Consider the following 26224-nt stretch of genomic DNA (forward strand, 5'->3'; position numbering starts at 1 on the left):
CCGGCCCGCCCGCGCGCGCGGCCGCCCCTCCCGCGCCGTGCGCGCCGCCTGCGCTGCCGCCGCCATCAGTCAACGCTACCCAGTTCCAGTCCATGTCGAAAACGCCACACGAGGCGCCCGCACTCACCGCTCACGAGGATCACCCCGGCTGGCGCGCCTATCTGAACACGCACATGCTGATCTGCGTGTTTCTGGGCTTCACGTCGGGGCTGCCCCTGTTCACGCTCGTCTACCTCGTGCAGGCGTGGCTGCGCTCCGAGGGCGTGAACCTGAAGGAAATCGGCCTGTTCGCGCTGATCCAGTTCCCGTATACGTGGAAGTTCCTGTGGGCGCCGCTGATGGACCGCTACATCCCGCGCCTGCCCGGCTGGCGGCCGGGCCGCCGGCGCGGCTGGCTGCTGCTCACGCAGTTGCTGGTCGCGGGCGCGATCGCCGCGCTCGGCTTCGTGTCGCCGCGCGACTCGATCTGGACGGTCGCCGCGCTGACGACGCTCGTCGCGTTCTTCGGCGCGAGCGCCGACATCGTGATCGATGCGTACCGCCGCGAACTGCTGCGCGACACCGAGCAGGGGCTCGGCAACGCGGTACACGTCAACGCGTACAAGCTCGCCGCGCTGATCCCCGGTTCGCTGGCGCTGATCCTGTCCGACCACCTGCCGTGGGACGCCGTGTTCGCGATCACCGGCGCGTTCATGCTGCCGGGCATCCTGATGACGCTCGTCGTGCGCGAGCCCGAAGTGGTCGGCGCGCCGCCGCGCAACCTGCGCGACGCGATCGTGCTGCCGTTTCGCGAATTCATCCAGCGCGACGGCTGGGCCGGCGCGCTGCTCGTCATCGCGTTCATCTTCCTGTTCAAGATCGGCGACACGATGGCGACCACGCTGTCGACCTCGTTCTTCCTCGACATCGGCTTCACGCGCACCGAGATCGGCATCGTCGCCAAAACCACCGCGCTGGTCGCGAGCGTCGCCGGCGGCATCATCGGCGGCGTATGGCTCGTGAAGATCGGAATCGGCCGCGGGCTGTGGATCTTCGGCGCGCTGCAGATGGTGTCGACGCTCGGCTTCGCGTGGCTCGCGCAGCTCGGCCCCGGCTCGCCGGTGCTCGCGATGCTGTACGACTTCACCGTGTCGACGAGCCACGCGATCGCGTCCGCGCTGTCGGTATTCGGCATCGCCGTCGCGCCGCAGTTCAGCCCGATGACGGTCGCGCTCGCGATCGTCTACGGCTTCGAAACGTTCACGACCGGCCTGACGATGGCCGCGTTCGTCGCGTATATCGCGAGCACGACCGACCCGCGCTACACGGCCACGCAGTTCGCGCTGTTCACGAGCCTCGCGTCGGTGCCGCGCACGCTCGCGTCGGCCGCGAGCGGCTTCGTCGTCGCGAAGATCGGCTGGTACGACTATTTCATCGTGTGTACCGTGCTCGCCATCCCCGGCATGCTGCTGCTGTTCAGGATCGCGCCGTGGAACGGCACCGCGCGCAACGGCGAGGCGAGCCGTGCGCGGTAACCGCCCGCGTCGGCTCGCACACGCGGCGGTGGCGTTGAGCGTCGGCGCCGCGGCGCTGGCCGCGACGCTCGCGCACGCGACCGACACCGGCGCGACCGCGGCAGGCTCCGCGCCGGCGGTCGCCCAGGCCGCGCCGCCCGCCGCTGCAACCTCTGCCGCGCCCGTCCCGCCGTCCGCCGAAGGCGCGCAGCCGACCGGCGCCGCGGTGCCGGCAAAGGCCTATACGCCGACGCCGCCGCAAGTCCGCTACGGCAACGCGATCGCGTTCCGCACGCTGATCCCGTCGCCGCTGCTCGAACAGCTCACCGCGAACGAATACGCGCAGATCGTGCAGACGGCCGCCGACAGCAACCGGCTGCTGCCGGCGAACCAACCGCGCGTGAAACGCCTGCGCGCGATCGTCATGAAGCTGGCGCCGTATTCGGTGAAGTGGAACGACCGCGTGAAGAGCTGGGCGTGGGACGTGAACGTGATCCGCTCGCGCGACATCCGCCTCACCTGCCTGCCGGGCGGCAAGGTGCTCGTGTACGGCGGCATGCTCGACCGCGTGCGCCTGAACGACGACGAGTTCGGCGTGCTGCTCGCGCACGGGATCGCGCATGCGCTGCGCGAACACGCGCGCAGCAACTTCAGCGTGGCCTCGCAGACGTCGCTGCGCGCGGCCGCGCTGCCGCCGCTATTCGGCGTCGGCGATCCGCTGCCGCAGGCGCTGAACCTCGGCGAGCGCCTGCAGTCGCTCCACTACGATCCGACCGACGAGACCGAGGCCGACGTGATCGGCGGCGACATCGCCGCACGCGCGGGCTTCGATCCGCGCGCGGCGATCACGCTGTGGGACAAACTCGCGGTCGCGACGCGCGCGAACAAGACGTCGGGCTTCATCTACACGCACCCGTACAGCACCGCGCGCCGCCAGGATCTGCTGAACCGGCTACCGGACCTGATGCCGCTGTACGCGAAGGCGACCGGCAAACGCGTCGAATCGCTGCCCGACTATGCGGGCATCAGCGCGCAGCGGCGCAAGATCGTGCGGCGCTGAGCCGCCGGGCGAGACGCAAGACAAGACGCTACGCGTGCGCGTCGGCCGTCGCCGGGCGCACGCCGCTGTCGCGCATCCAGCGCACTTCGTCTCCGGGGCTGCGGCCGAACAGCCGCTTGAACTCGCGGCTGAACTGCGACGCGCTCGCATAGCCGACCCGCGCGGCCGCCGCGCCGGCGCCCAGCCCGTCGCGCACCATCATCAGCCGCGCCTGGTGCAGCCGCGCGGTCTTCACGTACTGCATCGGCGACGTCGCCGTCACGTGCTTGAACTGCGCGTGGAACACCGCGAGGCTCATCCCGGCCTCGCGGGCGAGCGTCTCGACGTCGAGATCGGCCTTCAGCTCCGCATGGATGCGCCGCAGCGCCTTCGCGATGCGGCCGAAATGATGCTGCTGAACGAGCGCCGCGCGCATCGCGTCGCCCTGCTCGCCGGTCAGCACGCGATACGCGATCTCGCGCATGATCGCCGGCCCCAGCACGCGCGTGTCGTGCGGCGACGCGAGCGCTTCGAGCAGCCGCACGACCGCATCGGCCAGCGGCGCATCGAGCGGCGTCGAGTAGACGCCGAGCGGCTCGCTGACGGCCGCGCCGAGCGTCTCGTCGAGCAGGATCGCCAGCTCGGCGATCACCGCCAGATCGACGCGGATCGAGATCGCGAGAAACGGCTCGTCCATGCTCGCGAACGTCTCGCATTCGAACGGCAGCGGCACCGACAGCACCAGATACTGCTGCGCGTCGTACACGAACGAGCGGTCGCCGAGGTAGCCGAGCTTGCGCCCCTGGCACACGACGATGATGCTCGGCTCGTACAGCACCGGCATGCGCGGCGCCGGATGGGTCACGCGGATGAAGCGCACGCCGTCGAGCGCCGCGAGCGTGTCGCCCTCGTTCGGCGCGAGGCGCGTGTGCAGGTCGATCATGCGGCGCTGCAGGCGCTCGCCCGCGTCGGCCAAAAAGGGTTGGAAGCTCATCGGTGCGGCCCTGTCCGGCAAGAGAATCTGGCTCGCAATGTAGCACCGTGAACGCGTTTTGACGGCTGTTCGCGGGCAATTCGAGAGGAATAGGCAAATCTTCCAGACCTTCGGGTATTTCGCCGCGGCGCCTCGCTCCTTACGATGACGTCCTGTCTCGCCGCATCGCCACATGATGCGACGGCAGTCTGTTTCACCGGACGTTTTCCGGACAAGGAGCCCATTGCATGAGCACAACCTATGCCTACGCGGCGACCGATTCGCGCTCGCCGCTCGCCCCGTTCGAATTCCAGCGTCGCGCGCTGCGCGACCTCGACGTCCAGATCGACGTCCTCTACTGCGGCGTCTGCCACTCGGACCTTCACCAGGCGCGCAACGAATGGCGCAACACGATCTACCCGGTCGTGCCGGGCCATGAAATCGTCGGCCGCGTGACCGCGACCGGCCCGCAGGTGTCGCGCTTCAAGGTCGGCGAGCTGGTCGGCGTCGGCTGCCTCGTCGATTCGTGCCGCACCTGCGCAAGCTGCGAAGAAGGCCTCGAGCAGTATTGCGAAAACGGCTTCGTCGGCACCTACAACGGCCAGGATCGCGTGACGGGCGACATCACTTACGGCGGCTACTCGACGCAGCTCGTCGTCGACGAAGCATTCGTGCTGCGCGTGCCGGACACGCTCGATCCGGCCGGCGCCGCGCCGCTCCTGTGCGCGGGGATCACGACCTACTCGCCGCTGCGGCAGTGGAACGTCGGCCCCGGCAAGAAGGTCGGCATCGTCGGCCTTGGCGGCCTCGGCCACATGGGCGTGAAGCTGGCGCGCGCGATGGGCGCGCACGTCGTGCTGTTCACGACGTCGCCGTCGAAGATCGAGGACGGCAAGCGGCTCGGCGCGCATGAAGTGGTGATCTCGAAGGACGAAGCGCAGATGAACGCGCACCTGAACAGCTTCGACTTCATCCTGAACACGGTCGCCGCGCAGCACGACCTGAACCCGTTCCTGCACCTGCTCAAGCGCGACGGCACGATGACGCTCGTCGGCGCGCCGGAGCACGATCATCCGTCGCCGCAGGTGTTCAACCTGATCTTCAAGCGCCGCCGCCTCGCGGGCTCGCTGATCGGCGGGATCGCGGAGACGCAGGAAATGCTCGATTTCTGTGCGGAGCACGGGATCACGTCCGATATCGAGACGATTCCGATGCAGCAGATCAACGCCGCCTACGAGCGGATGCTGAAGAGCGACGTGAAGTACCGGTTCGTCGTGGATATGGCGTCGCTCAAGCAGTAAGCCGCGCCCCAAACGAAACGGGCCGCATGTTCGACATGCGGCCCGTTTTGCATGCGGCGGCTACGCGCACCGCGTAGCGCCGGCCGTCACTTCGTGTAGTCGTAGTCGATCGTCAGCGGCGCGTGGTCGCTGAACTTGATGTCCTTGAAGATCGACGTGCTTTTCGCGGTGCCGGCCACGCCCGGCGTCGCGATCTGGTAATCGATCCGCCACCCGACGTTCTTCGCATACGCTTGCCCGCGGTTGCTCCACCACGTGTACTGCTCGGGGCGCTGATCGAGCGTGCGGAACACGTCGACGTAGCCGACGTCGTCGAACAGCTTCGTGAGCCATTCGCGCTCTTCCGGCAGGCAGCCGGAATTCTTCTGGTTGCTCTTCCAGTTCTTGATGTCGATTTCCTTGTGGACGATGTTCACGTCGCCGCACAGGATCACCTCGCGCTTTTTCTTCAGCGCCGCGAGGTGCGGCATGAATTCAGCCATGAAGCGGTACTTCGCCTGCTGGCGCTCCTCGCCGCTCGAGCCGGACGGCACGTACACCGACACGACCGACAGCTTGCCGTAGCGCGCCTCGACGTAGCGCCCCTCGGGATCGAACTCGCTGCTGCCGAAGCCGATGATCACGTCATCGGGTTCGCGGCGGCTGTACACGCCCGCGCCGCTGTAGCCCTTCTTCTCGGCGTGGTGGAAATAGCTCTTGAAGCCGTGCGGCTCGACGAATTCGGCCGGCAGGTCGTCGGCCGATACCTTGATTTCCTGCACGCACACGCAGTCGGCGTTCTGTTCGCCGAGCCAGTCGAAGAAGCCCTTCTTCGCGGCGGAGCGGATGCCGTTCAGGTTGGCGGTAATCACTCGCATCATGTCGGGTTCCGTTCAGTTCGATGTTTTTACAGGGGTTAGCGGATCTTCACGCCTTCGAGTTCGGGCTTCGGCGGCGGGAATTCCAGCTTCATGTCGGTCATCGTGCGCAGCAGCAGCTCGGCGATCATCACGTTGCGGTGCGTCTTCGAATTCGCCGGGATCACGTACCACGGCGCATGCTCGGCCGACGTCGCGGCGAGCGCGTCGCGGTACGCGGACTGGTACGCGTCCCAGTGCTTGCGCGCGTCGAGATCCGAGATGTCGAATTTCCAGTGCTTGGTCGGATCGTCGATACGCGCCTGCAGCCGCGCGCGCTGCTCGTCCTTCGAAATGTGCAGGAAGCACTTGACGATGGTCGTGCCGTTCTCGAACAGCATCGTCTCGAAATCGCGGATCTGCCGGTAGCGGCGCTCGCATTCCTTGTCGTCGATCGCACCGAGCACGCGCGGCACCAGCACGTCTTCGTAGTGGCTGCGGTTGAAGATCGCGAGTTCGCCCGCCGCCGGCACCTGCGCATGCACGCGCCACAGGAAGTCGTGCGCGGCCTCGATCGGCGTCGGCGCCTTGAACGGCACGATGCGCAGGCCGAGCGGATCGACCTCGCGGAACACCGCGCGCACGGTGCCGTCCTTGCCGCTCGTGTCCATCCCCTGCAGCACGAGCAGCACGCGCTTCTTCTGCTGCGTGTGCAGGCGCTCCTGCTGGACGTCGAGCTCGGTCGACACGACCGACAGCCGTTCGCGGTCGGCCTCCTTCGAACCGGACGAAAACGGCTTCGCGGCCGGGTCGAACGCGTCGAGCTTGAATGCGGCGGCTTCCTTGTCGCGCGTGCTGTAGGGCACGCGGAAATCGTCGAGCGACGGTTGTTTCGCCATTCGTTCCTCCGTTGGACGGTGCGATGCATACGATAACGCATCCACCAAACGCGACGGGCCGCCCCGAACTGGTTCGGAGCGGCCCGTCGTCAAGCGCGGTTCAGGCGCGCACGCATGCTCAGCCGAGCTTCTTCTTCAGCAGTTCGTTGACCTGCTGCGGATTGGCCTTGCCCTTGGTCGCCTTCATCGCCTGGCCGATCAGCGCGTTGAACGCCTTTTCCTTGCCCGCGCGGAATTCCTCGACCGATTTCGCGTTCGCCGCGAGCACTTCGTCGATGATCGCTTCCAGCGCGCCGGTGTCGGAGATCTGCTTCAGGCCCTTCGCGTCGATGATGCGGTCGGCCGCCCCCTCGTCGGTCGCCTTCTCGTCCCAGATCGTCGCGAAGATTTCCTTCGCGATCTTGTTCGAGATCGTGCCGTCGGCGATGCGCTGCAGCAACAGCGCGAGTTGCGCGGCCGACACCGGAATCGCGTCGATCTCGATGCCGTCGCGGTTCAGTTGCGACGACACGTCGCCCATCAGCCAGTTCGCGACGATCTTCGCATTCGCCGCGCCGGCCTTCGCGACCACCGATTCGAAGTACGCGGCCATCGCCTTGCTCGACGTCAGCACGCCCGCGTCGTACGCGGACACGCCGTATTCGTCGACGAAGCGCTGCTGCATCGCGGCCGGCAGTTCGGGCATGCCCGACTGCACACGCTCGACCCAGTCCTGGCCGATCACGAGCGGCATCAGGTCGGGGTCCGGGAAGTAGCGGTAATCGTGCGCGTCTTCCTTGCTGCGCATCGAACGCGTCTCGCGCTTGTCCGGATCGTACAGGCGCGTTTCCTGCACGACTTCGCCGCCGTCCTCGATCAGCTCGATCTGGCGGCGCACTTCGTAGTTGATCGCTTCCTCGAGGAACCGGAACGAGTTCAGGTTCTTGATTTCCGCGCGCGTGCCGAACTTCTCCTGGCCGACCGGGCGCACCGACACGTTCGCGTCGCAGCGGAACGAGCCTTCCTGCATGTTGCCGTCGCAGATGCCGAGCCACACGACGAGCGCGTGCAGCGCCTTCGCGTACGCGACGGCCTCGGCCGCGCTGCGCATTTCCGGCTCGGTGACGATCTCGAGCAGCGGCGTGCCGGCACGGTTCAGGTCGATGCCCGTCATCCCGGCGAAGTCTTCATGCAGCGACTTGCCCGCGTCTTCCTCGAGGTGCGCGCGGGTCAGGTTGACGGTCTTCTCGTACGCGGCCTTGCCGGCCTTTTCGTTGGCCGGCACCTGGATCGTGATCTGGCCGCCCTGCACGACCGGAATCTCGTACTGGCTGATCTGATAGCCCTTCGGCAGATCGGGGTAGAAATAATTCTTGCGCGCGAAGATGCTGCGCGGCGCGATGGTCGAGCCGATCGCGAGGCCGAAGCGGATCGCCCGCTCGACCGCGCCGCGGTTCAGCACCGGCAGCACGCCCGGCAGCGCCAGGTCGACCGGGCACGCCTGCGTGTTCGGCTCCGCGCCGAACTGCGTCGAGGCGCCCGAGAAAATCTTCGAGACGGTCGACAGTTGCGCGTGCGTCTCGAGACCGATAACGACTTCCCATTGAGTCATGCTTACACCCCCGCCGGAACTTGCTTGTGCCAATCGGTCGCGCGCTGGAACGCGTCGGCGACCTGCAGCATCCGGGCTTCGTTGAAATAGTTGCCGATGATCTGCAGGCCGACCGGGCGCTGCGCGTTCGCGCCCGCGCCGAAGCCGCACGGCACGCTCATGCCGGGCAGGCCCGCGAGGCTCACCGACAGCGTGTAGATATCGGCGAGATACATCTGCACCGGATCGTCGCCCTTCGCGCCGAGATCCCATGCGACCGTCGGCGACGCCGGGCCCATGATCACGTCGCAGGACTTGAACGCTTCCTGGAAATCGTTCGCGATGATGCGGCGGATCTTCTGCGCCTGCAGGTAGTACGCGTCGTAGTAGCCGTGCGACAGCACGTACGTGCCGACCAGAATCCGGCGCTTCACCTCGGGCCCGAAGCCTTCGGCGCGCGACTTCTTGTACATGTCGAGCAGGTCGCCGTACTGCGCGGCGCGGTGGCCGAAGCGCACGCCATCGAAACGCGACAGGTTCGACGACGCTTCCGCCGGCGCGATCACGTAGTACACGGGGATCGACAGTTCCGTCTTCGGCAGCGACACCGGCACGAGCGTCGCGCCGAGCGCTTCGTATTGCTTGAGCGCCGCGTCGATCGTCGCGCGCACGTCGTCGGCGAGGCCGGCGCCGAAATACTCGTTCGGCAAGCCGATGCGCAGGCCCGCGAGCGGCTTGCCCGCGTCGTTGCCGGTCGCCCACGGCTGGCCGAGGTGGCGCGTGAAGTCTTCGTCGTCGCGCTCGAGGCTCGTCGAGTCGCGCTCGTCGAAGCCCGCCATCGCGTTCAGCAGCAGCGCGCAATCGGACGCGCTCTGCGCCATCGGGCCACCCTGGTCGAGCGACGACGCGAACGCGATCATCCCGTAGCGCGACACGCGGCCGTAGGTCGGCTTGATGCCGGTCACGCCCGCGAACGACGCGGGCTGGCGGATCGAGCCGCCGGTGTCGGTGCCGGTCGCGGCCGGCGCGAGGCGCGCGGCGACGGCGGCCGAGCTGCCGCCCGAGCTGCCGCCCGGCACCGCGTTCGTGTCCCACGGGTTCTTCACCGCGCCGAACGCCGAATTCTCGTTGGACGAGCCCATCGCGAACTCGTCCATGTTGGTCTTGCCGAGCGTGACCATGCCGGCCGCCTGCAGGCGGGCGACGACGGTCGCGTCGAACGGGCTCTCGTAGTTCGCGAGCATCTTCGAGCCGGCGGTCGAGCGCCAGCCGCGCGTGACGAACACGTCCTTGTGCGCGATCGGCAGGCCGGTCAGCGCGCCGCCCGCACCGCGGGCGAGTTCCGCGTCGGCGGCTTTCGCCTGCGCGAGGGTGAGGTCGGCGTCGACGTGGACGAACGCGTTCAGGTCGCGCGCGGCGTCGATCCGTTTCAGGTAGTGCTGCGCGAGCTCGACGGCCGAGCATTCCTTGGCGGCGAGCGCGGCGCGCAGTTCGGTCAGGCTTTTTGCGTGCATTGAGTGGTTTTCCTGGGAATTCTGGGTGGCGCGCGGCGCTGGACGGCCGGCGCGCTTGTCATCGAATGCTTACTCGATCACCTTCGGCACGAGATAGAGGCCGTCCTGGACGGCCGGCGCCGGACGCTGGTTGTCGTCGCGATCGACGACTTCCGTCACGGCGTCGTCGCGCAGGCGCTGCGCGACTTCCTGGATCTGTTCGATCGGGTGGGCGAGCGGCGCGATGCCGGCGGTGTCGACCGCCTGCATCTGTTCGACGAGGCCGAAGAATTCATTGAGCTGGCCGAGCATGTGCTCGGCGTCGGCGTCGGCCATTTCGAGTCGCGCCAGGTGCGCGATGCGTTTCACATCGGTCAGGGTCAGGGCCATGCGATCACCGGAAAAACAAGGCTGCGCAGCGCATCGACGACAGCACTGCGGCGGGGGGTTGGAGGGTGCGATCCCACCCTCAAAAATCGGGGCCGAAGCGGCAAAAATACCGCCCGTTTCGATTCAAATACCGAGAAATTATAAGGTATCATTACGCGTTCGACCCAAACCCGGCAGCCTTTTCCCGCACCGTTTCGCCCTGTTTCGGCAAGCCGTGCGTGCTTCGTGCGATCCCCGGTAGACATCACTCGCAGCTTCGTGCGCCGCGGCGGCCGCTTCCGCCACGCTTCCCGAGGCTGTTATTTTTTCCGCTGCCGCCCTCAGCGCTCGCTATGCAGGGCCGGCCCAGAGCGAAACAGGATTCTGAATGTTCGGTTTTTTGCGCAGCTACTTCTCCAACGATCTCGCGATCGACCTCGGCACCGCAAACACCCTGATCTACATGCGCGGCAAGGGCATCGTCCTCGATGAGCCGTCCGTCGTGTCGATCCGCCAGGAAGGCGGCCCCAACGGCAAGAAGACGATCCAGGCGGTCGGCAAGGAAGCCAAGCAGATGCTCGGCAAGGTGCCGGGCAACATCGAGGCGATCCGCCCGATGAAGGACGGCGTGATCGCCGACTTCACCGTCACCGAGCAGATGATCAAGCAGTTCATCAAGACGGCCCACGAGTCGCGCATGTTCTCGCCGTCGCCGCGCATCATCATCTGCGTGCCGTGCGGCTCGACCCAGGTCGAGCGCCGCGCGATCAAGGAAGCGGCGCACGGCGCCGGCGCGTCGCAGGTCTATCTGATCGAGGAGCCGATGGCGGCCGCGATCGGCGCGGGCCTGCCGGTGTCCGAAGCCACCGGCTCGATGGTCGTCGACATCGGCGGCGGCACGACCGAAGTCGGCGTGATCTCGCTCGGCGGCATCGTGTACAAAGGCTCGGTGCGCGTCGGCGGCGACAAGTTCGACGAGGCGATCGTCAACTACATCCGCCGCAACTACGGGATGCTGATCGGCGAGCAGACCGCCGAGGCGATCAAGAAGGAAATCGGCTCCGCGTTCCCGGGCTCCGAAGTCAAGGAAATGGAAGTGAAGGGCCGCAACCTGTCGGAAGGCATCCCGCGCAGCTTCACGATCTCCAGCAACGAAATCCTCGAAGCGCTGACCGATCCGCTGAACCAGATCGTGTCGTCGGTGAAGATCGCGCTCGAACAGACGCCGCCGGAACTCGGCGCCGACATCGCCGAACGCGGGATGATGCTGACGGGCGGCGGCGCGCTGCTGCGCGACCTCGATCGCCTGCTCGCGGAAGAAACCGGCCTGCCGGTGCTCGTCGCCGAGGATCCGCTCACCTGCGTCGTACGCGGTTCGGGCATGGCGCTCGAGCGCATGGACAAGCTGGGCAGCATCTTCTCGTACGAGTGATCGCCGAGTGATCGCCTAAGCAGTCCCGTTTGATATGACGCACCCGCGGCGCGGCCGGATCGCTCGTTCAGAACGAACCGCCGCGCCGTTTGCGCGTCTGAGCATTATTTAACCGATCACACGCGCCCGGCGCCGACCATGGAATACAGTCCGCCGCCCCTCTTCAAGCAAGGTCCGCCCGCGCTCGCGCGGCTCATCTTCTTCGTCGCCCTCGCCATCGCGCTCCTCGTGTCGGACGCGCGCTTCAGCACGCTCGAAATCGTGCGCGGCGTGCTCGGCACCGTGCTCTACCCGCTGCAACGCGCGGCGCTCGTGCCGCGCGACCTGTTCATGGGCGCGGCCGACATCGCCGTTACCGGCGCGTCGCTGCGCCACGAGAACGACGACCTGCGCAAGCGCAACCTGCAACTGTCCACGCAAGCCAACCAGGCCGCCGTGCTCACGCAGGAAAACGCGCACCTGCGCGCGGTGCTCGAACTGCGCCAGCACATCGCGACGCAATCGACGCCGGTCGAGATCCAGTACGACACGAGCGACCCGTTCACGCAGAAGATCGTGATCGGCCAGGGTTCGCAGCAAGGCATCCAGGACGGCTCGCCGGTCGTCAGCGAGGACGGCGTGGTCGGCCAGGTCACGCGCGTGTTCCCGCTGCAGGCCGAAGTCACGCTGATCACCGACCGCGATCTCGCGATTCCCGTGCAGGTGCTGCGCACCGGCCTGCGCAGCGTGATCTACGGCACGCCGAAGGGCGATTCGCTCGACCTGCGCTTCGTGCCGACGAGCGCGGATCTCGTCGCGGGCGACGAGCTCGTCACGAGCGGCCTCGACGGCGTCTATCCGCCGGGCCTGCCGGTCGCGAAGGTCGTGCGCGTCGACAAGCTCGCCGATACCGCGTTCGCCCGCGTGACCTGCGCACCGGTCGCCGCCGTGCGCGGCGCGCGCCAGATGCTCGTGCTGCATTACCAGAACGACGTCCCGCCGCGTCCGGCCGAGCCCGATCCGGCCGCCGACAAGAACGCGAAGGGCAAGAAGGGCGCGAAGGCCGCCGCGAAGGGCGTGAAAGCCGAGAAGGCCGACGCGAACGCGAAGCCGGCCGCCGCGGCCGCACCCGGCGCGAAACCCGCGCCGGCGGCGCCCGCCGCGCCGGCCCAGCCCGCTGCCGCGCCCGCGAAGCCCGCGGCCGGGCAACCAGGAGCCCAGCGATGAACCGTCCGCAATACATCCTGCAGCCGGTCAACCCGTACTTCATCGTCTTCAGCCTCGCCGCCGCGTTCCTGCTGAACCTGATGCCGTGGGGCCGCCTGCCCGGCGTGCCCGACTTCGTCGCGCTCGTGCTGCTGTTCTGGAACATCCATCAACCGCGCAAGGTCGGGATGGGCGTCGCGTTCGCGCTCGGCATCCTGATGGACGTGCACGACGCGGGGCTGCTCGGCGAGCACGCGCTCGCCTATACGCTGCTGTCGTACGGCGCGATCACGATCCACCGCCGCGTGCTGTGGATGCCGATCGGCGTGCAGGTGCTGTACGTCACGCCGCTGCTCGTCGCCGCGCAGCTCGTGCCGTTCGTGATCCGCCTGCTGATGGGCGCCGCGTTCCCCGGCTGGCGCTATCTGGTCGACGGTTTCGTCGAAGCCGCGCTGTGGCCGATCGCGAGCCACCTGCTGCTGATGCCGCAACGCCGCCCGGTCGACCCGGACGATACGCGACCGATCTGAGCCGGACCGACCTTGAATACCCGCCGCCCCCACGCCCGCCGCGCGTCGCGCTCCGGGGCGGCACCTCGCCCGCGCCCGCACGCGGGCCAGATTGCCCTTAAATGACCGAATTCAACGACACCCAACAGCAGCTCTCGAGGTTCCGCCTGCGCGTCGCGGCGGCGGGCGTGTTCGTGTTCGTCTGCTTCGGGCTGCTCGCGAGCCGCTTCTTCTACCTGCAGCTGATGCAGCACGGCAAATACGCGCTGCAGGCCGAGGAAAACCGCATCTCCGTCGCGCCGATCGTGCCGAACCGCGGGATCATCACCGACCGCAACGGCGTGATCCTCGCGAAGAACTACTCGGCGTACACGCTCGAGATCACGCCGTCGAAGCTCGACGACACGCTCGACAACACGATCGACAAGCTGTCCGAGATCATCCCGATCGACGCACGCGACCGCCGCCGCTTCAAGAAGCTGCAGGAAGACTCGAAGAACTTCGAGAGCCTGCCGATCCGCACGCGGCTCACCGACGCGGAAGTCGCGCGCTTCACCGCGCAGCGTTTCCGCTTCCCCGGCGTCGACGTGCGCGCGCGGCTGTTCCGTCAGTACCCGCTCGGCATGACGGCCGCGCACGTGATCGGCTATATCGGCCGGATCTCGAAGCGCGACCAGGATCGCATCGACGCGATGAGCGACGACAACGACAGCGACCAGGAGCACTACGATCCGCGCCGCGACGCGAACAACTACAAGGGCACCGACTACATCGGCAAGATCGGCGTCGAGCAGAGCTACGAAACCGAGCTGCACGGGCTGACGGGTTTCGAGGAAGTCGAGGTGACGGCCGGCGGCCGGCCGGTGCGCACGCTGTCGCGCACGCAGGCGACGCCCGGCAACAACCTCGTGCTGTCGCTCGACATCGGGCTGCAGCAGGTCGCCGAGCAGGCGTTCGCCGGCAAGCGCGGCGCGCTCGTCGCGATCGAGCCGAAGACGGGCGACGTGCTCGCGTTCGTGTCGTCGCCAAGCTTCGACCCGAACTCGTTCGTCGACGGCATCGACCAGCAGACCTGGGACGAGCTGAACAACTCGCCCGACAAGCCGCTGCTGAACCGCCCGCTGCACGGCACCTACCCGCCGGGCTCGACGTACAAGCCGTTCATGGCGCTCGCCGGCCTGACGCTCGGCAAGCGCACGCCGGGCTGGGGCTTCCAGGATCCCGGCTACTTCACGTTCGGCGGCCACACGTTCCGCAACGACGTGCGCTCGGGCCAGGGCTGGGTCGACATGAACAAGGCGATCATGGTGTCGAACGACACCTACTTCTACATGCTCGCGCGCGACCTCGGCGTGAACGCGATCGCGAACTTCATGAAGCCGTTCGGCTTCGGCCAGATCACCGGCATCGACATCCAGGGCGAGGCGCGCGGGATCCTGCCGTCGACCGACTGGAAGAAGAAGGCGTTCAAGAAAGCGGCGCAGCAGAAGTGGTTCGACGGCGAGACGATCAGCCTCGGGATCGGCCAGGGCTACAACTCGTTCACGATCCTGCAGCTCGCGCACGCCACGGCGACGCTCGCGAACAACGGCGTCGTGATGAAGCCTCACCTCGTGAAGGAAGTCGAGGATCCGATCTCGCGAGCGCGCCACCTGACCGTGCCGAAGGAAAGCGACGTGATCCCGCTCAAGGCGGCCGACATCGACGTCGTGAAGCGCGGGATGGAGAACGTGATCGAGAACCCGTCCGGCACCGCGTACAAGGTGTTCCGCGGCGTGCCGTACCTCGCGGCCGGCAAGACCGGGACCGCGCAGGTGTTCTCGCTGCAGGGCTCGAACTACAAGGGCCACCTGCTCGCCGAGCACCTGCGCGACCACGCGCTGTTCATCGCGTACGCGCCGGTCGACCATCCGCAGATCGCCATCGCGCTGGTCGTCGAGAACGGCGGCTGGGGCGCGCAGGCCGCCGGCCCGATCGCGCGGCGCGTGCTCGACTACTACCTCGTCGAGCGCCAGAACCCGAAGAACGAAGCCGCGGCCGTGGCCGCCGCGGCGTCGGCCACCGAGCCGGTGAGCGCGCCGGTGGTCGGCGACACGTCGAAGCCCGCCACGATCGCGGCCGGCTTCACCGCGCTGCCGCAGCCGGTCGTGCCGTCGGCGGCCAGCGCGGCCGATGCGGCATCGGCCGCATCGGGGGCGTTGGGTGCCTCGGGGCCGGCTAGCGCCAGCGCCACCGCGCCGGCCGACGCGAGCGCCGCGGCGCCGATGGCCGCGAGCCTGCCGCCGATCCGGCGCCCGCACCGGCCGCGCCGGCCCGCCAGCGACGCGCAGCCGGTCGTCGCCACGCCGCGGGACGACAACCACCGCGCAACGGCCCCCGCGAAAGCGGCGGACGCCGGCACCGCTCATTAACGGAGAAAGGCATGCAATTCGACAAGCGCGCCTGGCTCGACAAGATCAAGCAGATGTTCGCGGGCTTCGACCGCCCGCTCGCCCTCATCGTGTTCCTGCTGCTGTGCGTCGGCATCGTCACGCTGTACAGCGCGTCGATCGACGTGCCGGGCCGCGTCGAGGACCAGTTGCGCAACATCCTGCTGACGTTCGTGCTGATGTGGGTGATCGCCAACATCCCGCCGACCACGCTGATGCGCTTCGCGGTCCCGCTCTATACGTTCGGGGTCGCGCTGCTGATTGCCGTCGCGCTGTTCGGGATGACCAAGAAGGGCGCGAAGCGCTGGCTGAACGTCGGCGTCGTGATCCAGCCGTCGGAAATCCTGAAGATCGCGACGCCGCTGATGCTCGCGTGGTACTACCAGCGCCGCGAAGGCGGGCTGCGCTGGTACGACTTCGTCGCCGCGTTCGGGATCCTGATGGTGCCGGTCGGGCTGATCGCGAAGCAGCCCGACCTCGGCACGGGCCTGCTCGTGTTCGCGGCCGGCTTCTTCGTGATTTACCTCGCCGGCCTGTCGTTCAAGCTGATCGTGCCCGTGCTCGTCGCGGGCGTGATCGCGGTCGGCTCGATCGCCGTGTTCGAGGAACGCATCTGCCAGCCCGAAGTGCAGTGGCCGCTGATGCACGACTACCAGAAGCACCGTGTGTGCACACTGCTCGACCCGACGTCCGACCCGCTCGGCAAGGGCTTCCACACGATCCAGGCCGTGATCGCGATCGGCTCGGGCGGCGCGCTCGGCAAGGGCTACCTGAAAGGCACGCAGGCGCACCTCGAATTCATTCCGGAAAAGCACACCGACTTCATCTTCGCGGTGTTCTCCGAGGAATGGGGGCTCGCCGGCGGGCTCGTGCTGCTAACGCTGTACATGGCGCTGATCGCACGCGGCCTCTACATCGCCGCGCAGGGCGCGACGCAGTTCGGCCGGCTGCTCGCGGGCTCGCTCACGCTCGCGTTCTTCGTCTACGCGTTCGTCAACATCGGGATGGTGAGCGGCGTGCTGCCGGTCGTCGGCGTGCCGCTGCCGTTCATGAGCTACGGCGGCACCGCGCTCACGACGCTCGGCATCGCGATCGGGATGATCATGAGCGTCGGGCGGCAGCGGCGGCTGATGAAGAGCTGACCGCGCGGCCTGCCCCGCGACACACGAAAACGGCGCCCCGGCGCCGTTTTTCATTGGGCCAGGCCGCTTACTGCGGCGGCGCGTACGGCTTGCCTGGCTGCACCGCGCCGGCGCCCGATGCCGGCGTCGGCGCCTTCAGCCGCGCGCTCAACTCCTTGAATTTCAGCCCGGCCGTCTCGTCGCCCTGCGCGGCGGCCGCCGCGTAATACGCGCGCGCGATGTTCAGGTTCTGCGCGACGCCGTCGCCGCCGCGCTCGTAGAACGACGCGGTCACGTACTGCGCGACGGGATCGCCGGCGTCGGCGGCCTGCTTGTACCACGTGAACGCCTGCCGGTTGTCGCGCGGCGTACCGCGCCCGTCGAGGAACTGGTTTGCGAGCGACAGCTCGGCCTGCACATGCCCCTGCTTCGCGGCCCGCAGGAACCAGCGATGCGCTTCTGCCGGGTTGCGCGCGACGAACTCGCCGTCGTCGAACATCCGGCCGTACACGTACTGCGCGTGCGACATGTTCGCGTCCGCCGCGCGCTTGAGCCAGCGCACCCCTTCGTCGATGTTCGCCGTCACGCCTTCGCCCGTCAGCAGCATCATCGCGTAGTTGAACTGCGCGAGGCGATCGCCGCGCTCGGCCGCATCGTGGAACTGCACGAGCGCCGCGCGATAGTCGCCGGCGTTGTAGTCGGCGACCGCCGATTGCGTCTCGCGCGCCGGATCGGGCTTCGCTTGCGGCACGCCCTGCGCGGCGGCCGCCGCCCACACGGCCCACAGCCCGACCATCGCCCCGATCCGCACCCGCCTGCGGCACGCAGCGTCTGCTCCGTTCATGACCGTACCTCCTGCAGCGCCTGCCGCGTCGCGCGCAACAGCCAGCTCACGTCGGCCGATACGGTGATCATCCGGTATCCGGCGTCGCGATACTGGCGCGCGGCCGCCGTATCGCCGGCGAAGACGCCGACCGCGACGCCCGCCTGCTTGCCGGCCGCGAGCACGCGCGCCATCGCGGTTTCGACGTCCGGGTGGCGGATATCGCCGAGATGCCCGAGGCTCGCCGCGAGATCGGCCGGGCCGACGAACAGGCAATCGACGCCGGGCGTCGCCGCGATCCGCTCGACTTCGTCGACGCCGCGCGCCGATTCGACCTGCACGACCACCGCGACTTGCGCATTCGCCGTCTGCAGATAGTCGCGGCGCATGCCGAATGCCGCCGCGCGCACCATGCCGGCCACGCCGCGCAGCCCGTCCGGCGATTCCGGCGACGGGAAGCGCGTGAGCCGCACCGCGTGCGCGGCGTCGTCGGGCGACTCGATACACGGGAACATCAGCGTGCGCGCGCCGGCGTCGAGCGCGCGCTTCACGAGCCACGGCTCGCGCGCCGGCACGCGCACGACCGGCTCGCTCGGCAGGTGCGCCGCGGCGATCGCGCGCAGTTGCGATGCCACGTCGCGACTGTCGTTCGGCGCATGCTCCATGTCGATGCAGAGCCAGTCGTAACCGGCATGCGCGAGCGCTTCCGCGGCCGAGTCGCTGCCGAGCGACAGCCACAGGCCGTACAGCGGCTCGTCACCGTCGCGCAGGCGTTGTTTGAGGGAATTGGTGAGCGTGCTCATCGATACGGCCTCCGGAACGGAACGGCAATCGAACGGGACAAGCAACAGGCGAAGCGAAACGCGCACCGCCCAGGCAATCGAAGCATGGCGGCGGCCGCAGACCGCGCGCCGCAGAACGTGAGTCGGACCGGGACGGCCGATCTGACAGCGCGGGCCGCGCGATCGCCCACGCGCGCGTTTTTCGGTGCCGCACGACGATCATAGCGCGGCGGGGTGCTCGATGCGGGAACAGACGGGGGAAGCCGTACCGGCGCGGGACGGCGGGAGGCGACACCGCCAGGCGCGGTGACGGGCAGCCCGCGCCGGACGGCGGGGCTGCCGGTGCAGGCAGGATCAGCGGCCGGACTGGCGCTCGACGTCGGCCCAGCAGTTCGGCGTTTCGTACAAGCGCACGCGCTCGAGGCGCAGGTTCACGCCGTAGTGCGCGTCGTACACGTTCGCGAGGAGGTCGAACGCGATCGCCGCGAGGTTCTCGACGGTCGGGATCCGGTCGATCACGACGGTCTTGTGGTCGGCCATCTGCTCGAGGAACGAGCGCACGACGTCGTCGCGCGCATAGACCAGGAACGCGTGGTCCCACTTGCTGACGAGGTGCTCCATCGCGAGCGCCTTCACGTCGGCGAAATCCATCACCATGCCGCGGTCGGGCGCGCCCTCGGTATCGACGAGATCGCCGCGCAGCGTGATTTCGAGCACGTAGCGATGGCCGTGCAGGTTCCTGCACTGGCTGCGGTGATCGGGAATGCGGTGGCCCGCGTCGAATTCGAGTTTTCGGGTAATCAGCACGATGTCAAAGGCCGTGGCTCAGGGAATGTTCAGATATTTGTGGGTCTGCATCGACAGCCGCCACTGCGGATGACGCTTGCACCAGTCGATCGCGAGCTTCGTGTTGAGGTCGCGCGACGGGCCGTCCATCGGCTGCACGAGAAAATACTCGAAATCGAGCTTCGCGTAGTCGGCGAGCCGCTGATTGTCCTGCGGCACGACGACCTTCAGTTCGTTGCCCTTCGTGACGACGAGCGGCGCATCGGCCTTCGGGCTCACGCAGATCCAGTCGATCGTGTCGAGCACCGGCAGCGAACCATTGGTCTCGATCGCGATCTCGAAGCCGGCCGCATGCAGCGCGTCGACGAGCGGCTGGTCGAGCTGCAGCATCGGCTCGCCACCCGTGCAGACGACGAAGCGGTGCGCTTCGCCGTCCGGCCACAGGCCGGCGATCGTCGCGACGAGCGCGGCGGCATCCTTGAACTTGCCGCCGTTCTCGCCGTCGGTGCCGACGAAATCCGTATCGCAGAAGCGGCACACGGCCTCCGCACGATCCTCTTCGCGGCCCGACCACAGGTTGCAGCCGGCGAACCGGCAGAACACGGCCGGCCGGCCCGCATTCGCGCCCTCGCCCTGCAACGTGTAGAAAATTTCCTTGACCGCGTAAGTCATCGTGCTTCGTCCGGCTCGCGCCGCTCGTTGTCGATCAGAATCCGTTGTCCATCAAGCGCTGCCCGCGCGAGCCGCGTCACAGCGGCGCTTCGGTCACCCGCTCGCCCTTCAGGTAGGCCTCGTAGCCGCGCTTGCGCAGCTTGCAGGCCGGGCATTCGCCGCAGCCGAAGCCCCAGTCGTGCAACTCCGCACGCTCGCCCACGTAGCACGTGTGCGTCTCGACGCGGATCAGTTCGACGAGCGCGTTGCCGCCGAGCTGTTCGGCGAGCTGCCAGGTCTGCGCCTTGTCGAGCCACATCAGCGGCGTCTCGAGCACGATGCGCGTATCCATCCCGAGATTCAGCGCGACCTGCAGCGCCTTCATCGTGTCGTCGCGGCAGTCCGGATAGCCGGAGAAATCGGTCTCGCACATCCCGCCGACCAGCACGCGCAGCCCGCGGCGATAGGCGATCGCCGCGGCGATCGTCATGAACATCAGGTTGCGGCCCGGCACGAACGTGTTCGGCAGGCCGTTGGCCGTCGTCTCGATCTCGATCGTGCGCGTCATCGCGGTATCGCTGATCGCGCCAAGCACCGACAGGTCGATCATGTGATCGTCGCCGAGCCGGTCCGACCACGCCGGAAACTTGCGCTTCAGCGCTTCGCGCACGCCTTCGCGGCACTCGAGTTCGACGCGATGACGCTGGCCGTAATCGAAGCCGAGCGTCTCGACCGTCTGGTAGCGCTCGAGGGCCCATGCCACGCACGTGGCGGAGTCCTGCCCGCCGGAAAACAACACGAGCGCGCCGTCTTTAGCGTCTGTCCGAATCACCGTGATACTCCGTGAATGTGTAGGCTCGCGTCGCACTGCGCCCCGAGGCCGGCTGCCACCGGGCGGCCGACGCGGCCGGCCTGCGCCGGCCCGACCAGTATAGGCAGCGCGGTCGGCCGCGAATGCGGCGGCGCGCTTATACCGCTCATCGCGCGGCGTCGTGGCCGCGCGCCACGGCAGGTGCGCCGCGGGCAGCCTGCCATGCGCATGAAGCGATGCGCTAAGTCATTGAGCGGGCACGGATTTTATCATGCCCCGGCGAATGCTGCCGGGCCCGCCGCTCACGACGCGCGATATCCACCACAAACGAAAAACCCCAAGAACCTTCCGATTCTTGGGGTTTTAAATGCTGGTGGCCTGGGACGGAATCGAACCATCGACACGCGGATTTTCAATCCGCTGCTCTACCAACTGAGCTACCGGGCCAACGAAGAATGAAAGTATATCGAGCTATTCGGCCCCGAGCAAGTGCTTTCGCGAAATTTTTTACAGCGCGCCTTCCGACGGCTTCTTGCCGAGCTCGACGCCGAGTTGCTTCAGCTTGCGATACAGGTGCGTGCGCTCGAGGCCCGTCTTCTCCGCGACGCGCGTCATGCTGCCGTTCTCGCGCGCGAGGTGATATTCGAAGTACGCGCGCTCGAACGCATCGCGCGCCTCGCGCAACGGGATGTCGAACGGGATCGCGGCCGTCTGGCCCGCGAGGCCGAGCGCCGACGCCATGTCGTCGCCGAGCGTCGGCAGCGCCGCCGCGGACGCGACCGCCGCCGGCCCCGCGGCCTGCCCGCCGCCCGCCTTCGCCGCCGCGTTCGCGGACACCGGCGCTGCGCCGCGCGCAAGCCCGTGCTCGACCGACTTCAGCAGCTTCTGCAGCGCGATCGGTTTCTCGAGGAAATCGAGCGCGCCGATCTTCGTCGCCTCGACGGCCGTATCGATCGTCGCGTGCCCGGACATCATGATCACGGGCATCGTCAGCAGCCCCTGCGCCGCCCATTCCTTGAGCAGCGTGACGCCGTCGGTATCGGGCATCCAGATATCGAGCAGCACGAGATCGGGCGCCTGATTCAGCCGGTATTCCCGCGCGGCCTGCGCGTTCTCCGCCGCCTCGACGACATGTCCTTCATCGCTGAGGATCTCCGAGAGCAATTCCCGGATGCCCATTTCATCATCTACCACCAGGATGGTTGCCATTTACGCTGCCTTTGTCTGCTCACTTGCTTTTGTCTTGGCGGGAGTCGTCCCGTCCTGCGCACCGGGTTCGGCGCCTGGCGTATCGCTCGCCATCTGCAGGAACAGGATCGACACCTGCGCACCCTCGACGGTCTCGCCGTGCATGCGATTGCGCAGATCGATCCGCGCGCCGTGCTCGTCAACGATTTTCTTGACCGTGGCCAGCCCGAGCCCCGTGCCCTTCGCCTTCGTCGTCACGTAAGGCTCGAACGCGCGGGTCAGGATGCGTGCCGGAAAACCGGGCCCGTTGTCGGACACGGTCAGACGTACCGCGACGCGCGTTTTGCCCTCGGCGTCGGGGTCGCCATATTCTACTGCCTTGGTTTCGATCAACACACGCGGATGCGCGGACTCCGCAACCGAATCCTGCGCATTCTGCAGCAGGTTGTGAATCACCTGGCGCAATTGCGTCGCGTCGCCGCGAATCACCGGCAGCGACGGCGCGAGTTCGGCGACGATCGGGTTCTTGCCTTCGCCGACGCCGTACAGCCCGAGCACCTCGCTCGCCAGTTCGTTCAACTGCAGGTTCGCGAGCACCGCCGGCGGCGTGCGCGCGTATTCGCGGAAATCGTCGACCATCCGCTTCATCGCGGCCACCTGGTTCACGATCATCGTCGCGCCGCGCTTGAGCACGTCCGCGTCGGGCGGTGAGAGTTTGTCCGACAGCTTCATCTGCAGCCGCTCGGCCGACAGCTGGATCGGCGTCAGCGGATTCTTGATCTCGTGCGCGAGCCGCCGCGCGACCTCGCCCCACGCAACCGAACGCTGCGCGGAAATCACGTCGGAGATGTCGTCGAACACGACGACGTAGCCGGACGTCTGCGGATCGTCGGCCTGCCCCTCGACCGTCGACACGAGCCGCGTGCCGCGCACGAGCAGCGTCAGCGGATCGGTTTCGCCCGGCACCTCGATCGCGAACTGCTGCTGCCAGTGGCCGCGATCGCCGCTGCCGCCGTCGGACGCCGCCTCGCGATCGGCGAACGCCTTGCGCACCATCGCGCCGAACCCGGCGGCCACGCCGATCCGGTCGAGCGTCGTACCGATCAGCGAGTTGAACGGCTGCCGGAAGATCCGCTCGGCGCCGCGATTGGCCGTCGTCAGCCGGAACTGCCGGTCGAGCACGAACACGCCGGCCGTCAGGTTCGCGAGAATGCTCTCGAGATACGTCTTCGAATGCTCGAGCGCGATGCGGTTCTTCTCGACCGCGAGCCGCGCCTCCGACAACTGGCGCGTCATCGCGTTGAACGACTGCGTGAGGAAGCCGAGCTCGTCGCGCGTCTTGATCTCGCGCTTCGGCGTGTAGTCGCCTTCGGTGATCTCCTTCGTGCCCTGCGCGAGCAGGAACAGCGGCCGCGCGAGCTGCTGGCCGAGCGCGAGCGCGAGCATCATCGCGATGAAGGTCGCGAGAAACAGCGCGAGCGTCAGCGTGCCGATGTACATCTTGCGCAGGCCCGTGCGGCCGAGCGACTTTTCCTGGTACTCGCGGTACGCGCGCTGCACCGCGTCCGCATTGTGCGCGAGCCCGGGCGGCACCGGCTGCGTGAGCTGCAGGAACCGCTCCGCCGGCTGCAGCAGCGACGTCGTCGCATCGGGAATCGGCCGCACGACGCGCAGCCGCAGCGCACCCTTCGCACCGTGCGCGCGCGGGTCGCCGTCGACTTCGCCCTCGATCGCCGCATACGCGCCGTGTTCGCGTGCCTGGCTCAGCATCAGCGGCGTCGGCAGGTCGTCCGGAATCAGCGCCGCGAAATTGCCCGACGCCTGCGCGACGATGTGCAGGTCGGGCGCGGCACCCGAGCCGCCGCGGCTCGGCTCGACGATCGTCGCGTCCTGCACGCCGAACTGGTCGCGCAGCCGCAGCAGCGTGAGCGTCGTGCCGTTCGTGTTCGCATCGACGCTCGCGAGCTGGTCGGACATCAGCCGCGCCTTCGTCTGCAGATCGGACAGCGACGCATCGAGCATCCCGCGGCCGAGGTTCAGGCCGGCCGTCAGCGCCGTCTCGACGTTCACGTCGAACCACGATTCGATACTGCGCGACACGAACTGGTACGACACGATGTAGATGATCCCGCCCGGCACCACACCGACGAGCGCGAAGAACACCGCGAGCTTCGCGAGCAGCCGCGTGCCGAACTTGCCCTTCCTCAGGCGCACGACGATCATCCCGATCAGCCCGAGCACCACGAGCAGGAACACGAGCGCGACGACGATGTTCGTCGCGTACAGCCACGAGTAGTAGCGGTCGAAGAATTCGGTGTTCGCGCTCGCGGCCGCGAGCAGCACGAGCAGCAGCAGCGCGGTCAGCGCGACCGTCGAGACGATCACGCGGATCAGGAGGCTCTTCCCGCTGGCCGCGCGGCGTACTTTATTTAGCACGTTCGGTCACCGTGAAGTTGAAGCGCTTCCAGTCCGACCCGAGCGTCCAGTCGCGGTTGTTCACGGCATCGACCTGGAACGGCTTCGGCATCAGCGCCGTATCGAGCTGCATGCGCACCGACGCCGTGTAGGTTTCGCCCGCGCGCACCTGGTTGCGGTCGATCACGTGCCACGATGTGATGTGCCGGACCACCGCGAGCGCATCCTTCAGCGACGGAAAGCCGAGCTGCAGGCCGCCCGTCGACACGCGGTACTCGCGCGTGAGCGGCTGGAACGACAGGCGGATCGTCTGCGTGACCGCCACCGGCTGCTCGTCGAACCAGTACCAGCGCGCGCGGCTCAGCTCGAAGTCGGTCGTGAAGTAAAGCGGGATGCCCTTGTTGACGGCATCCTCGAGGTTCGGATTCAGCTCGAAGTCGAACCGTGCGTCGAGGCTCCAGCCGCTTCCGTCGGACTGGAGCGACGCGCGCTGCACGGCGATCGATTCGGCATGCGCCGGCCGGACGACGGCCAGACACAGCGTCAACGCGACCAGCAAGACGGCCGCGAGCCGAAAGGGAAAAAGGTGTTTGATCGTCACCGTTTCTGAAACCGCGCGTAGAAAAATCCGTCGTGATCGGTGTTCTGGTCGAGTGCGCCGGCGGCCGCCCGTCCCTGCACGCCGCCCGGCAGCAGTTGGCCGGGGGCGTCCAATCGTACCGCATCTTCACAGGCCGCTTCAAACCAGCGGGCCTGCCCTTCGCCTTCCTCGGGGAAGATCGAGCAGGTCACGTAAAGCAGTTCGCCGCCCGGTTTCACGAGCGGCCACAGCGCGGACAGGATGCGCCGCTGCTCCGCGACCAGCGCCGGGATGTCGGCCTCGCGGCGCAGCCAGCGGATGTCGGGGTGCCGCCGCGCGATGCCGGACGCCGAGCACGGCACGTCGGCCAGGATGCGATCGAACGGACGCCCGTCGTACCACGCGTCCGGCGCGCCGGCGTCGCCGACGCACACGTTCGCGGCGAGCGACAGGCGCACGAGATTCTCGCCGATCCGCGCGGCGCGCGTCGCGTCGCTTTCGAGCGCCACGACGTCCGCATCGGCGAGTTCGAGAATATGGCCCGTCTTGCCGCCGGGCGCCGCGCACGCATCGAGCACGCGCATGCCGTCGCGCGCGCCGAGCCATTCGGCCGCGAGCTGCGCGCCGGCGTCCTGCACCGACACCACGCCGTCGGCGAAGCCCGGAATGCGTTCGACCGGCAGCGCCGACGCGAGTCGCACCGCATGCCGGCCGATTGCGGTCGCTTCGATTCCATTCGCGCGCAGCGTGTCGAGATACGCGTCGACGCTCACGCGGCGCGCATTCACGCGCAGCGTCAGCGGCCCCTGACGCTCGCCGGCCGCGAGAATCGCCTGCCACGCGTCGGGCCATGCACGCTTCACCGCATCGACCCACCACGCGCGGTAGTTCCAGCGCGCGACCGGGTCGTCCTGCATCGCGGCGACGAGTGCGTCGCGCTCGCGCAGGAAACGGCGCAGCACCGCGTTGACCATCCCCTTCGCGAACGCGAATTCGCGCCGCGCGCCGATGACGGTGACGGCCTGGTCGACCACCGTGAACGCCGGGTACGCGGCCTCGTCCGCCGGGTCGAGCAGCAGCGCGAACGCACCGGCGAGCACCGCGTGCACGTGCGCGGGCGGCGCCTTGCTGACGAACTTGCCGATCAGCCAGTCCGCGCTGCCGAGGCGGCGCATCGTCCGATAGGCGACGTCCTGCGTCGCGCCGCGCGCGAGTGGCTGCGCACCGGATGGCATCTGCGCGAATACCGCCGACAATGCCGCCGGCAACGCGGTGCCGCGTCGCACCGCATCGACCGCCTGCGCGGCCGCGTCGAGCGCGAAGCCGAGCGAATCGGGCGCCAGGTGCAGCGCAGCCAGGCGCGCCGGGCGGCCGGAGGAAGTCGAAGCGGAAGAACGGGGTCGTGTCATCGGTGCGGAATCGGCAAACAGGCGCGGCAAACAGGCGCGAGCAATCGGGTGCGGCAAACGGCGGGATCGCAACCGCCAGTTGGCCCGACGATCCCAAACCGCGCATTGTAGCGTGCGGCCATGCTGCCCC

General features: G+C 67.9%; 23 protein-coding genes and 1 tRNA gene. 8 read left to right on the forward strand and 16 right to left on the reverse strand.

Annotation, left to right across the window (positions count from 1 at the left end; genetic code table 11):
* Positions 1-92: 92 nt before the first annotated feature.
* The gene (locus J8I35_RS25405) at positions 93-1514 is read left to right on the forward strand and encodes an AmpG family muropeptide MFS transporter (protein WP_209927555.1); all 1422 of its coding nucleotides are present in this window, start codon (positions 93-95) and stop codon (positions 1512-1514) included.
* Entirely contained in the window at positions 1504-2553 is a 1050-nt protein-coding gene (locus tag J8I35_RS25410) for a M48 family metallopeptidase (RefSeq protein ID WP_209927557.1), read from the forward strand. Before J8I35_RS25405 ends, J8I35_RS25410 begins: the two co-directional genes overlap by 11 nt.
* A gap of 28 nt (positions 2554-2581) precedes the next feature.
* On the opposite strand, the gene J8I35_RS25415 is transcribed toward J8I35_RS25410, so the two are convergent.
* Positions 2582-3526, reverse strand: coding sequence for an AraC family transcriptional regulator (locus J8I35_RS25415; RefSeq protein ID WP_209927559.1), 945 nt, complete (start codon positions 3524-3526; stop codon positions 2582-2584).
* Positions 3527-3753: 227 nt separating this feature from the next.
* On the opposite strand from J8I35_RS25415, the gene J8I35_RS25420 reads away from it, so the two are divergent.
* Positions 3754-4806: an NAD(P)-dependent alcohol dehydrogenase gene (locus J8I35_RS25420; RefSeq protein WP_124653081.1), complete on the forward strand. Its 1053-nt coding sequence runs from the start codon at positions 3754-3756 to the stop codon at positions 4804-4806.
* Positions 4807-4892: 86 nt separating this feature from the next.
* On the opposite strand, the gene J8I35_RS25425 is transcribed toward J8I35_RS25420, so the two are convergent.
* The 5 genes from J8I35_RS25425 to gatC all read right to left on the reverse strand — a co-directional run bounded on the left by J8I35_RS25425 (position 4893) and on the right by gatC (position 9994).
* A complete protein-coding gene (locus J8I35_RS25425) occupies positions 4893-5666 on the reverse strand; it encodes an exodeoxyribonuclease III (RefSeq protein ID WP_074802007.1) in 774 nt (257 codons plus the stop codon).
* A gap of 35 nt (positions 5667-5701) precedes the next feature.
* The gene (locus J8I35_RS25430; RefSeq protein WP_209927561.1) at positions 5702-6541 is read right to left on the reverse strand and encodes a polyphosphate kinase 2 family protein; all 840 of its coding nucleotides are present in this window, start codon (positions 6539-6541) and stop codon (positions 5702-5704) included.
* Between the two features lie 118 nt (positions 6542-6659).
* Positions 6660-8132 (reverse strand): Asp-tRNA(Asn)/Glu-tRNA(Gln) amidotransferase subunit GatB, encoded by a 1473-nt coding sequence (gene gatB, locus J8I35_RS25435; protein ID WP_050011133.1) that lies wholly within the window; start codon positions 8130-8132, stop codon positions 6660-6662.
* A 2-nt stretch (positions 8133-8134) separates the two neighbouring features.
* Positions 8135-9625, reverse strand: coding sequence for an Asp-tRNA(Asn)/Glu-tRNA(Gln) amidotransferase subunit GatA (gene gatA, locus J8I35_RS25440; protein WP_209927563.1), 1491 nt, complete (start codon positions 9623-9625; stop codon positions 8135-8137).
* A 69-nt stretch (positions 9626-9694) separates the two neighbouring features.
* Positions 9695-9994 (reverse strand): Asp-tRNA(Asn)/Glu-tRNA(Gln) amidotransferase subunit GatC, encoded by a 300-nt coding sequence (gatC, locus tag J8I35_RS25445; RefSeq protein ID WP_006485929.1) that lies wholly within the window; start codon positions 9992-9994, stop codon positions 9695-9697.
* A 367-nt stretch (positions 9995-10361) separates the two neighbouring features.
* Between gatC and J8I35_RS25450 the strand changes: the two genes are divergently transcribed.
* From J8I35_RS25450 to rodA, 5 genes are all read left to right on the forward strand, one after another.
* Positions 10362-11405 carry a rod shape-determining protein gene (locus J8I35_RS25450; protein WP_004189550.1) on the forward strand — a complete coding sequence of 348 codons (1044 nt, stop codon included), beginning with the start codon at positions 10362-10364 and terminating at the stop codon, positions 11403-11405.
* A gap of 138 nt (positions 11406-11543) precedes the next feature.
* Positions 11544-12611, forward strand: coding sequence for a rod shape-determining protein MreC (mreC, locus tag J8I35_RS25455; RefSeq protein WP_209927566.1), 1068 nt, complete (start codon positions 11544-11546; stop codon positions 12609-12611).
* A complete protein-coding gene (mreD, locus tag J8I35_RS25460) occupies positions 12608-13120 on the forward strand; it encodes a rod shape-determining protein MreD (protein WP_006477476.1) in 513 nt (170 codons plus the stop codon). The genes mreC and mreD overlap by 4 nt, the downstream gene beginning before the upstream one ends.
* A 101-nt stretch (positions 13121-13221) precedes the next feature.
* Complete coding sequence (gene mrdA / locus J8I35_RS25465; protein ID WP_209927569.1) at positions 13222-15510, forward strand: penicillin-binding protein 2; 2289 nt, start codon at positions 13222-13224, stop codon at positions 15508-15510.
* Positions 15511-15521: 11 nt separating this feature from the next.
* Complete coding sequence (gene rodA, locus J8I35_RS25470) at positions 15522-16670, forward strand: rod shape-determining protein RodA (RefSeq protein ID WP_050011130.1); 1149 nt, start codon at positions 15522-15524, stop codon at positions 16668-16670.
* A 67-nt stretch (positions 16671-16737) separates the two neighbouring features.
* Here the strand turns inward: rodA and J8I35_RS25475 are convergent, their stop codons facing one another.
* From J8I35_RS25475 to rsmB, 10 genes are all read right to left on the reverse strand, one after another.
* Complete coding sequence (locus J8I35_RS25475; protein WP_124638337.1) at positions 16738-17493, reverse strand: tetratricopeptide repeat protein; 756 nt, start codon at positions 17491-17493, stop codon at positions 16738-16740.
* Positions 17490-18275, reverse strand: a complete 786-nt coding sequence (locus J8I35_RS25480) for an aldolase/citrate lyase family protein (protein ID WP_209927571.1) — start codon at positions 18273-18275, stop codon at positions 17490-17492. Before J8I35_RS25480 ends, J8I35_RS25475 begins: the two co-directional genes overlap by 4 nt.
* A 333-nt stretch (positions 18276-18608) precedes the next feature.
* A complete protein-coding gene (gene queD, locus J8I35_RS25485) occupies positions 18609-19061 on the reverse strand; it encodes a 6-carboxytetrahydropterin synthase QueD (RefSeq protein ID WP_124556228.1) in 453 nt (150 codons plus the stop codon).
* Between the two features lie 18 nt (positions 19062-19079).
* Entirely contained in the window at positions 19080-19712 is a 633-nt protein-coding gene (gene queE / locus J8I35_RS25490) for a 7-carboxy-7-deazaguanine synthase (RefSeq protein ID WP_050011126.1), read from the reverse strand.
* A 76-nt stretch (positions 19713-19788) separates the two neighbouring features.
* Complete coding sequence (gene queC / locus J8I35_RS25495; protein ID WP_050011125.1) at positions 19789-20523, reverse strand: 7-cyano-7-deazaguanine synthase QueC; 735 nt, start codon at positions 20521-20523, stop codon at positions 19789-19791.
* Between the two features lie 350 nt (positions 20524-20873).
* A tRNA-Phe gene (locus tag J8I35_RS25500) sits at positions 20874-20949 on the reverse strand.
* A gap of 60 nt (positions 20950-21009) precedes the next feature.
* Positions 21010-21711: a response regulator transcription factor EsaR gene (gene esaR, locus J8I35_RS25505; RefSeq protein WP_006495385.1), complete on the reverse strand. Its 702-nt coding sequence runs from the start codon at positions 21709-21711 to the stop codon at positions 21010-21012.
* A complete protein-coding gene (gene esaS, locus J8I35_RS25510; protein ID WP_209927572.1) occupies positions 21712-24126 on the reverse strand; it encodes a sensor histidine kinase EsaS in 2415 nt (804 codons plus the stop codon).
* Entirely contained in the window at positions 24116-24706 is a 591-nt protein-coding gene (locus tag J8I35_RS25515) for a DUF4390 domain-containing protein (protein ID WP_006477467.1), read from the reverse strand. Before J8I35_RS25515 ends, esaS begins: the two co-directional genes overlap by 11 nt.
* Positions 24703-26094, reverse strand: coding sequence for a 16S rRNA (cytosine(967)-C(5))-methyltransferase RsmB (gene rsmB / locus J8I35_RS25520; RefSeq protein ID WP_209927574.1), 1392 nt, complete (start codon positions 26092-26094; stop codon positions 24703-24705). Before rsmB ends, J8I35_RS25515 begins: the two co-directional genes overlap by 4 nt.
* Positions 26095-26224: the final 130 nt, after the last annotated feature.

The organism is Burkholderia sp. CpTa8-5 (assembly GCF_017815045.1).
GTDB lineage: Bacteria > Pseudomonadota > Gammaproteobacteria > Burkholderiales > Burkholderiaceae > Burkholderia > Burkholderia sola.

Bases quoted from the DNA above. Each gene is read 5' to 3' on its own strand.
- J8I35_RS25405 (WP_209927555.1), top strand. From the start codon at position 93: ATGTCGAAAACGCCACACGAGGCGCCCGCACTCACCGCTCACGAGGAT.
- J8I35_RS25415 (WP_209927559.1), bottom strand. From the start codon at position 3,526: ATGAGCTTCCAACCCTTTTTGGCCGACGCGGGCGAGCGCCTGCAGCGC.
- J8I35_RS25420 (WP_124653081.1), top strand. From the start codon at position 3,754: ATGAGCACAACCTATGCCTACGCGGCGACCGATTCGCGCTCGCCGCTC.
- J8I35_RS25425 (WP_074802007.1), bottom strand. From the start codon at position 5,666: ATGATGCGAGTGATTACCGCCAACCTGAACGGCATCCGCTCCGCCGCG.
- J8I35_RS25430 (WP_209927561.1), bottom strand. From the start codon at position 6,541: ATGGCGAAACAACCGTCGCTCGACGATTTCCGCGTGCCCTACAGCACG.
- gatB (WP_050011133.1), bottom strand. From the start codon at position 8,132: ATGACTCAATGGGAAGTCGTTATCGGTCTCGAGACGCACGCGCAACTG.
- gatA (WP_209927563.1), bottom strand. From the start codon at position 9,625: ATGCACGCAAAAAGCCTGACCGAACTGCGCGCCGCGCTCGCCGCCAAG.
- gatC (WP_006485929.1), bottom strand. From the start codon at position 9,994: ATGGCCCTGACCCTGACCGATGTGAAACGCATCGCGCACCTGGCGCGA.
- J8I35_RS25450 (WP_004189550.1), top strand. From the start codon at position 10,362: ATGTTCGGTTTTTTGCGCAGCTACTTCTCCAACGATCTCGCGATCGAC.
- mreC (WP_209927566.1), top strand. From the start codon at position 11,544: ATGGAATACAGTCCGCCGCCCCTCTTCAAGCAAGGTCCGCCCGCGCTC.
- mreD (WP_006477476.1), top strand. From the start codon at position 12,608: ATGAACCGTCCGCAATACATCCTGCAGCCGGTCAACCCGTACTTCATC.
- mrdA (WP_209927569.1), top strand. From the start codon at position 13,222: ATGACCGAATTCAACGACACCCAACAGCAGCTCTCGAGGTTCCGCCTG.
- rodA (WP_050011130.1), top strand. From the start codon at position 15,522: ATGCAATTCGACAAGCGCGCCTGGCTCGACAAGATCAAGCAGATGTTC.
- J8I35_RS25475 (WP_124638337.1), bottom strand. From the start codon at position 17,493: ATGAACGGAGCAGACGCTGCGTGCCGCAGGCGGGTGCGGATCGGGGCG.
- J8I35_RS25480 (WP_209927571.1), bottom strand. From the start codon at position 18,275: ATGAGCACGCTCACCAATTCCCTCAAACAACGCCTGCGCGACGGTGAC.
- queE (WP_050011126.1), bottom strand. From the start codon at position 19,712: ATGACTTACGCGGTCAAGGAAATTTTCTACACGTTGCAGGGCGAGGGC.
- esaR (WP_006495385.1), bottom strand. From the start codon at position 21,711: ATGGCAACCATCCTGGTGGTAGATGATGAAATGGGCATCCGGGAATTG.
- rsmB (WP_209927574.1), bottom strand. From the start codon at position 26,094: ATGACACGACCCCGTTCTTCCGCTTCGACTTCCTCCGGCCGCCCGGCG.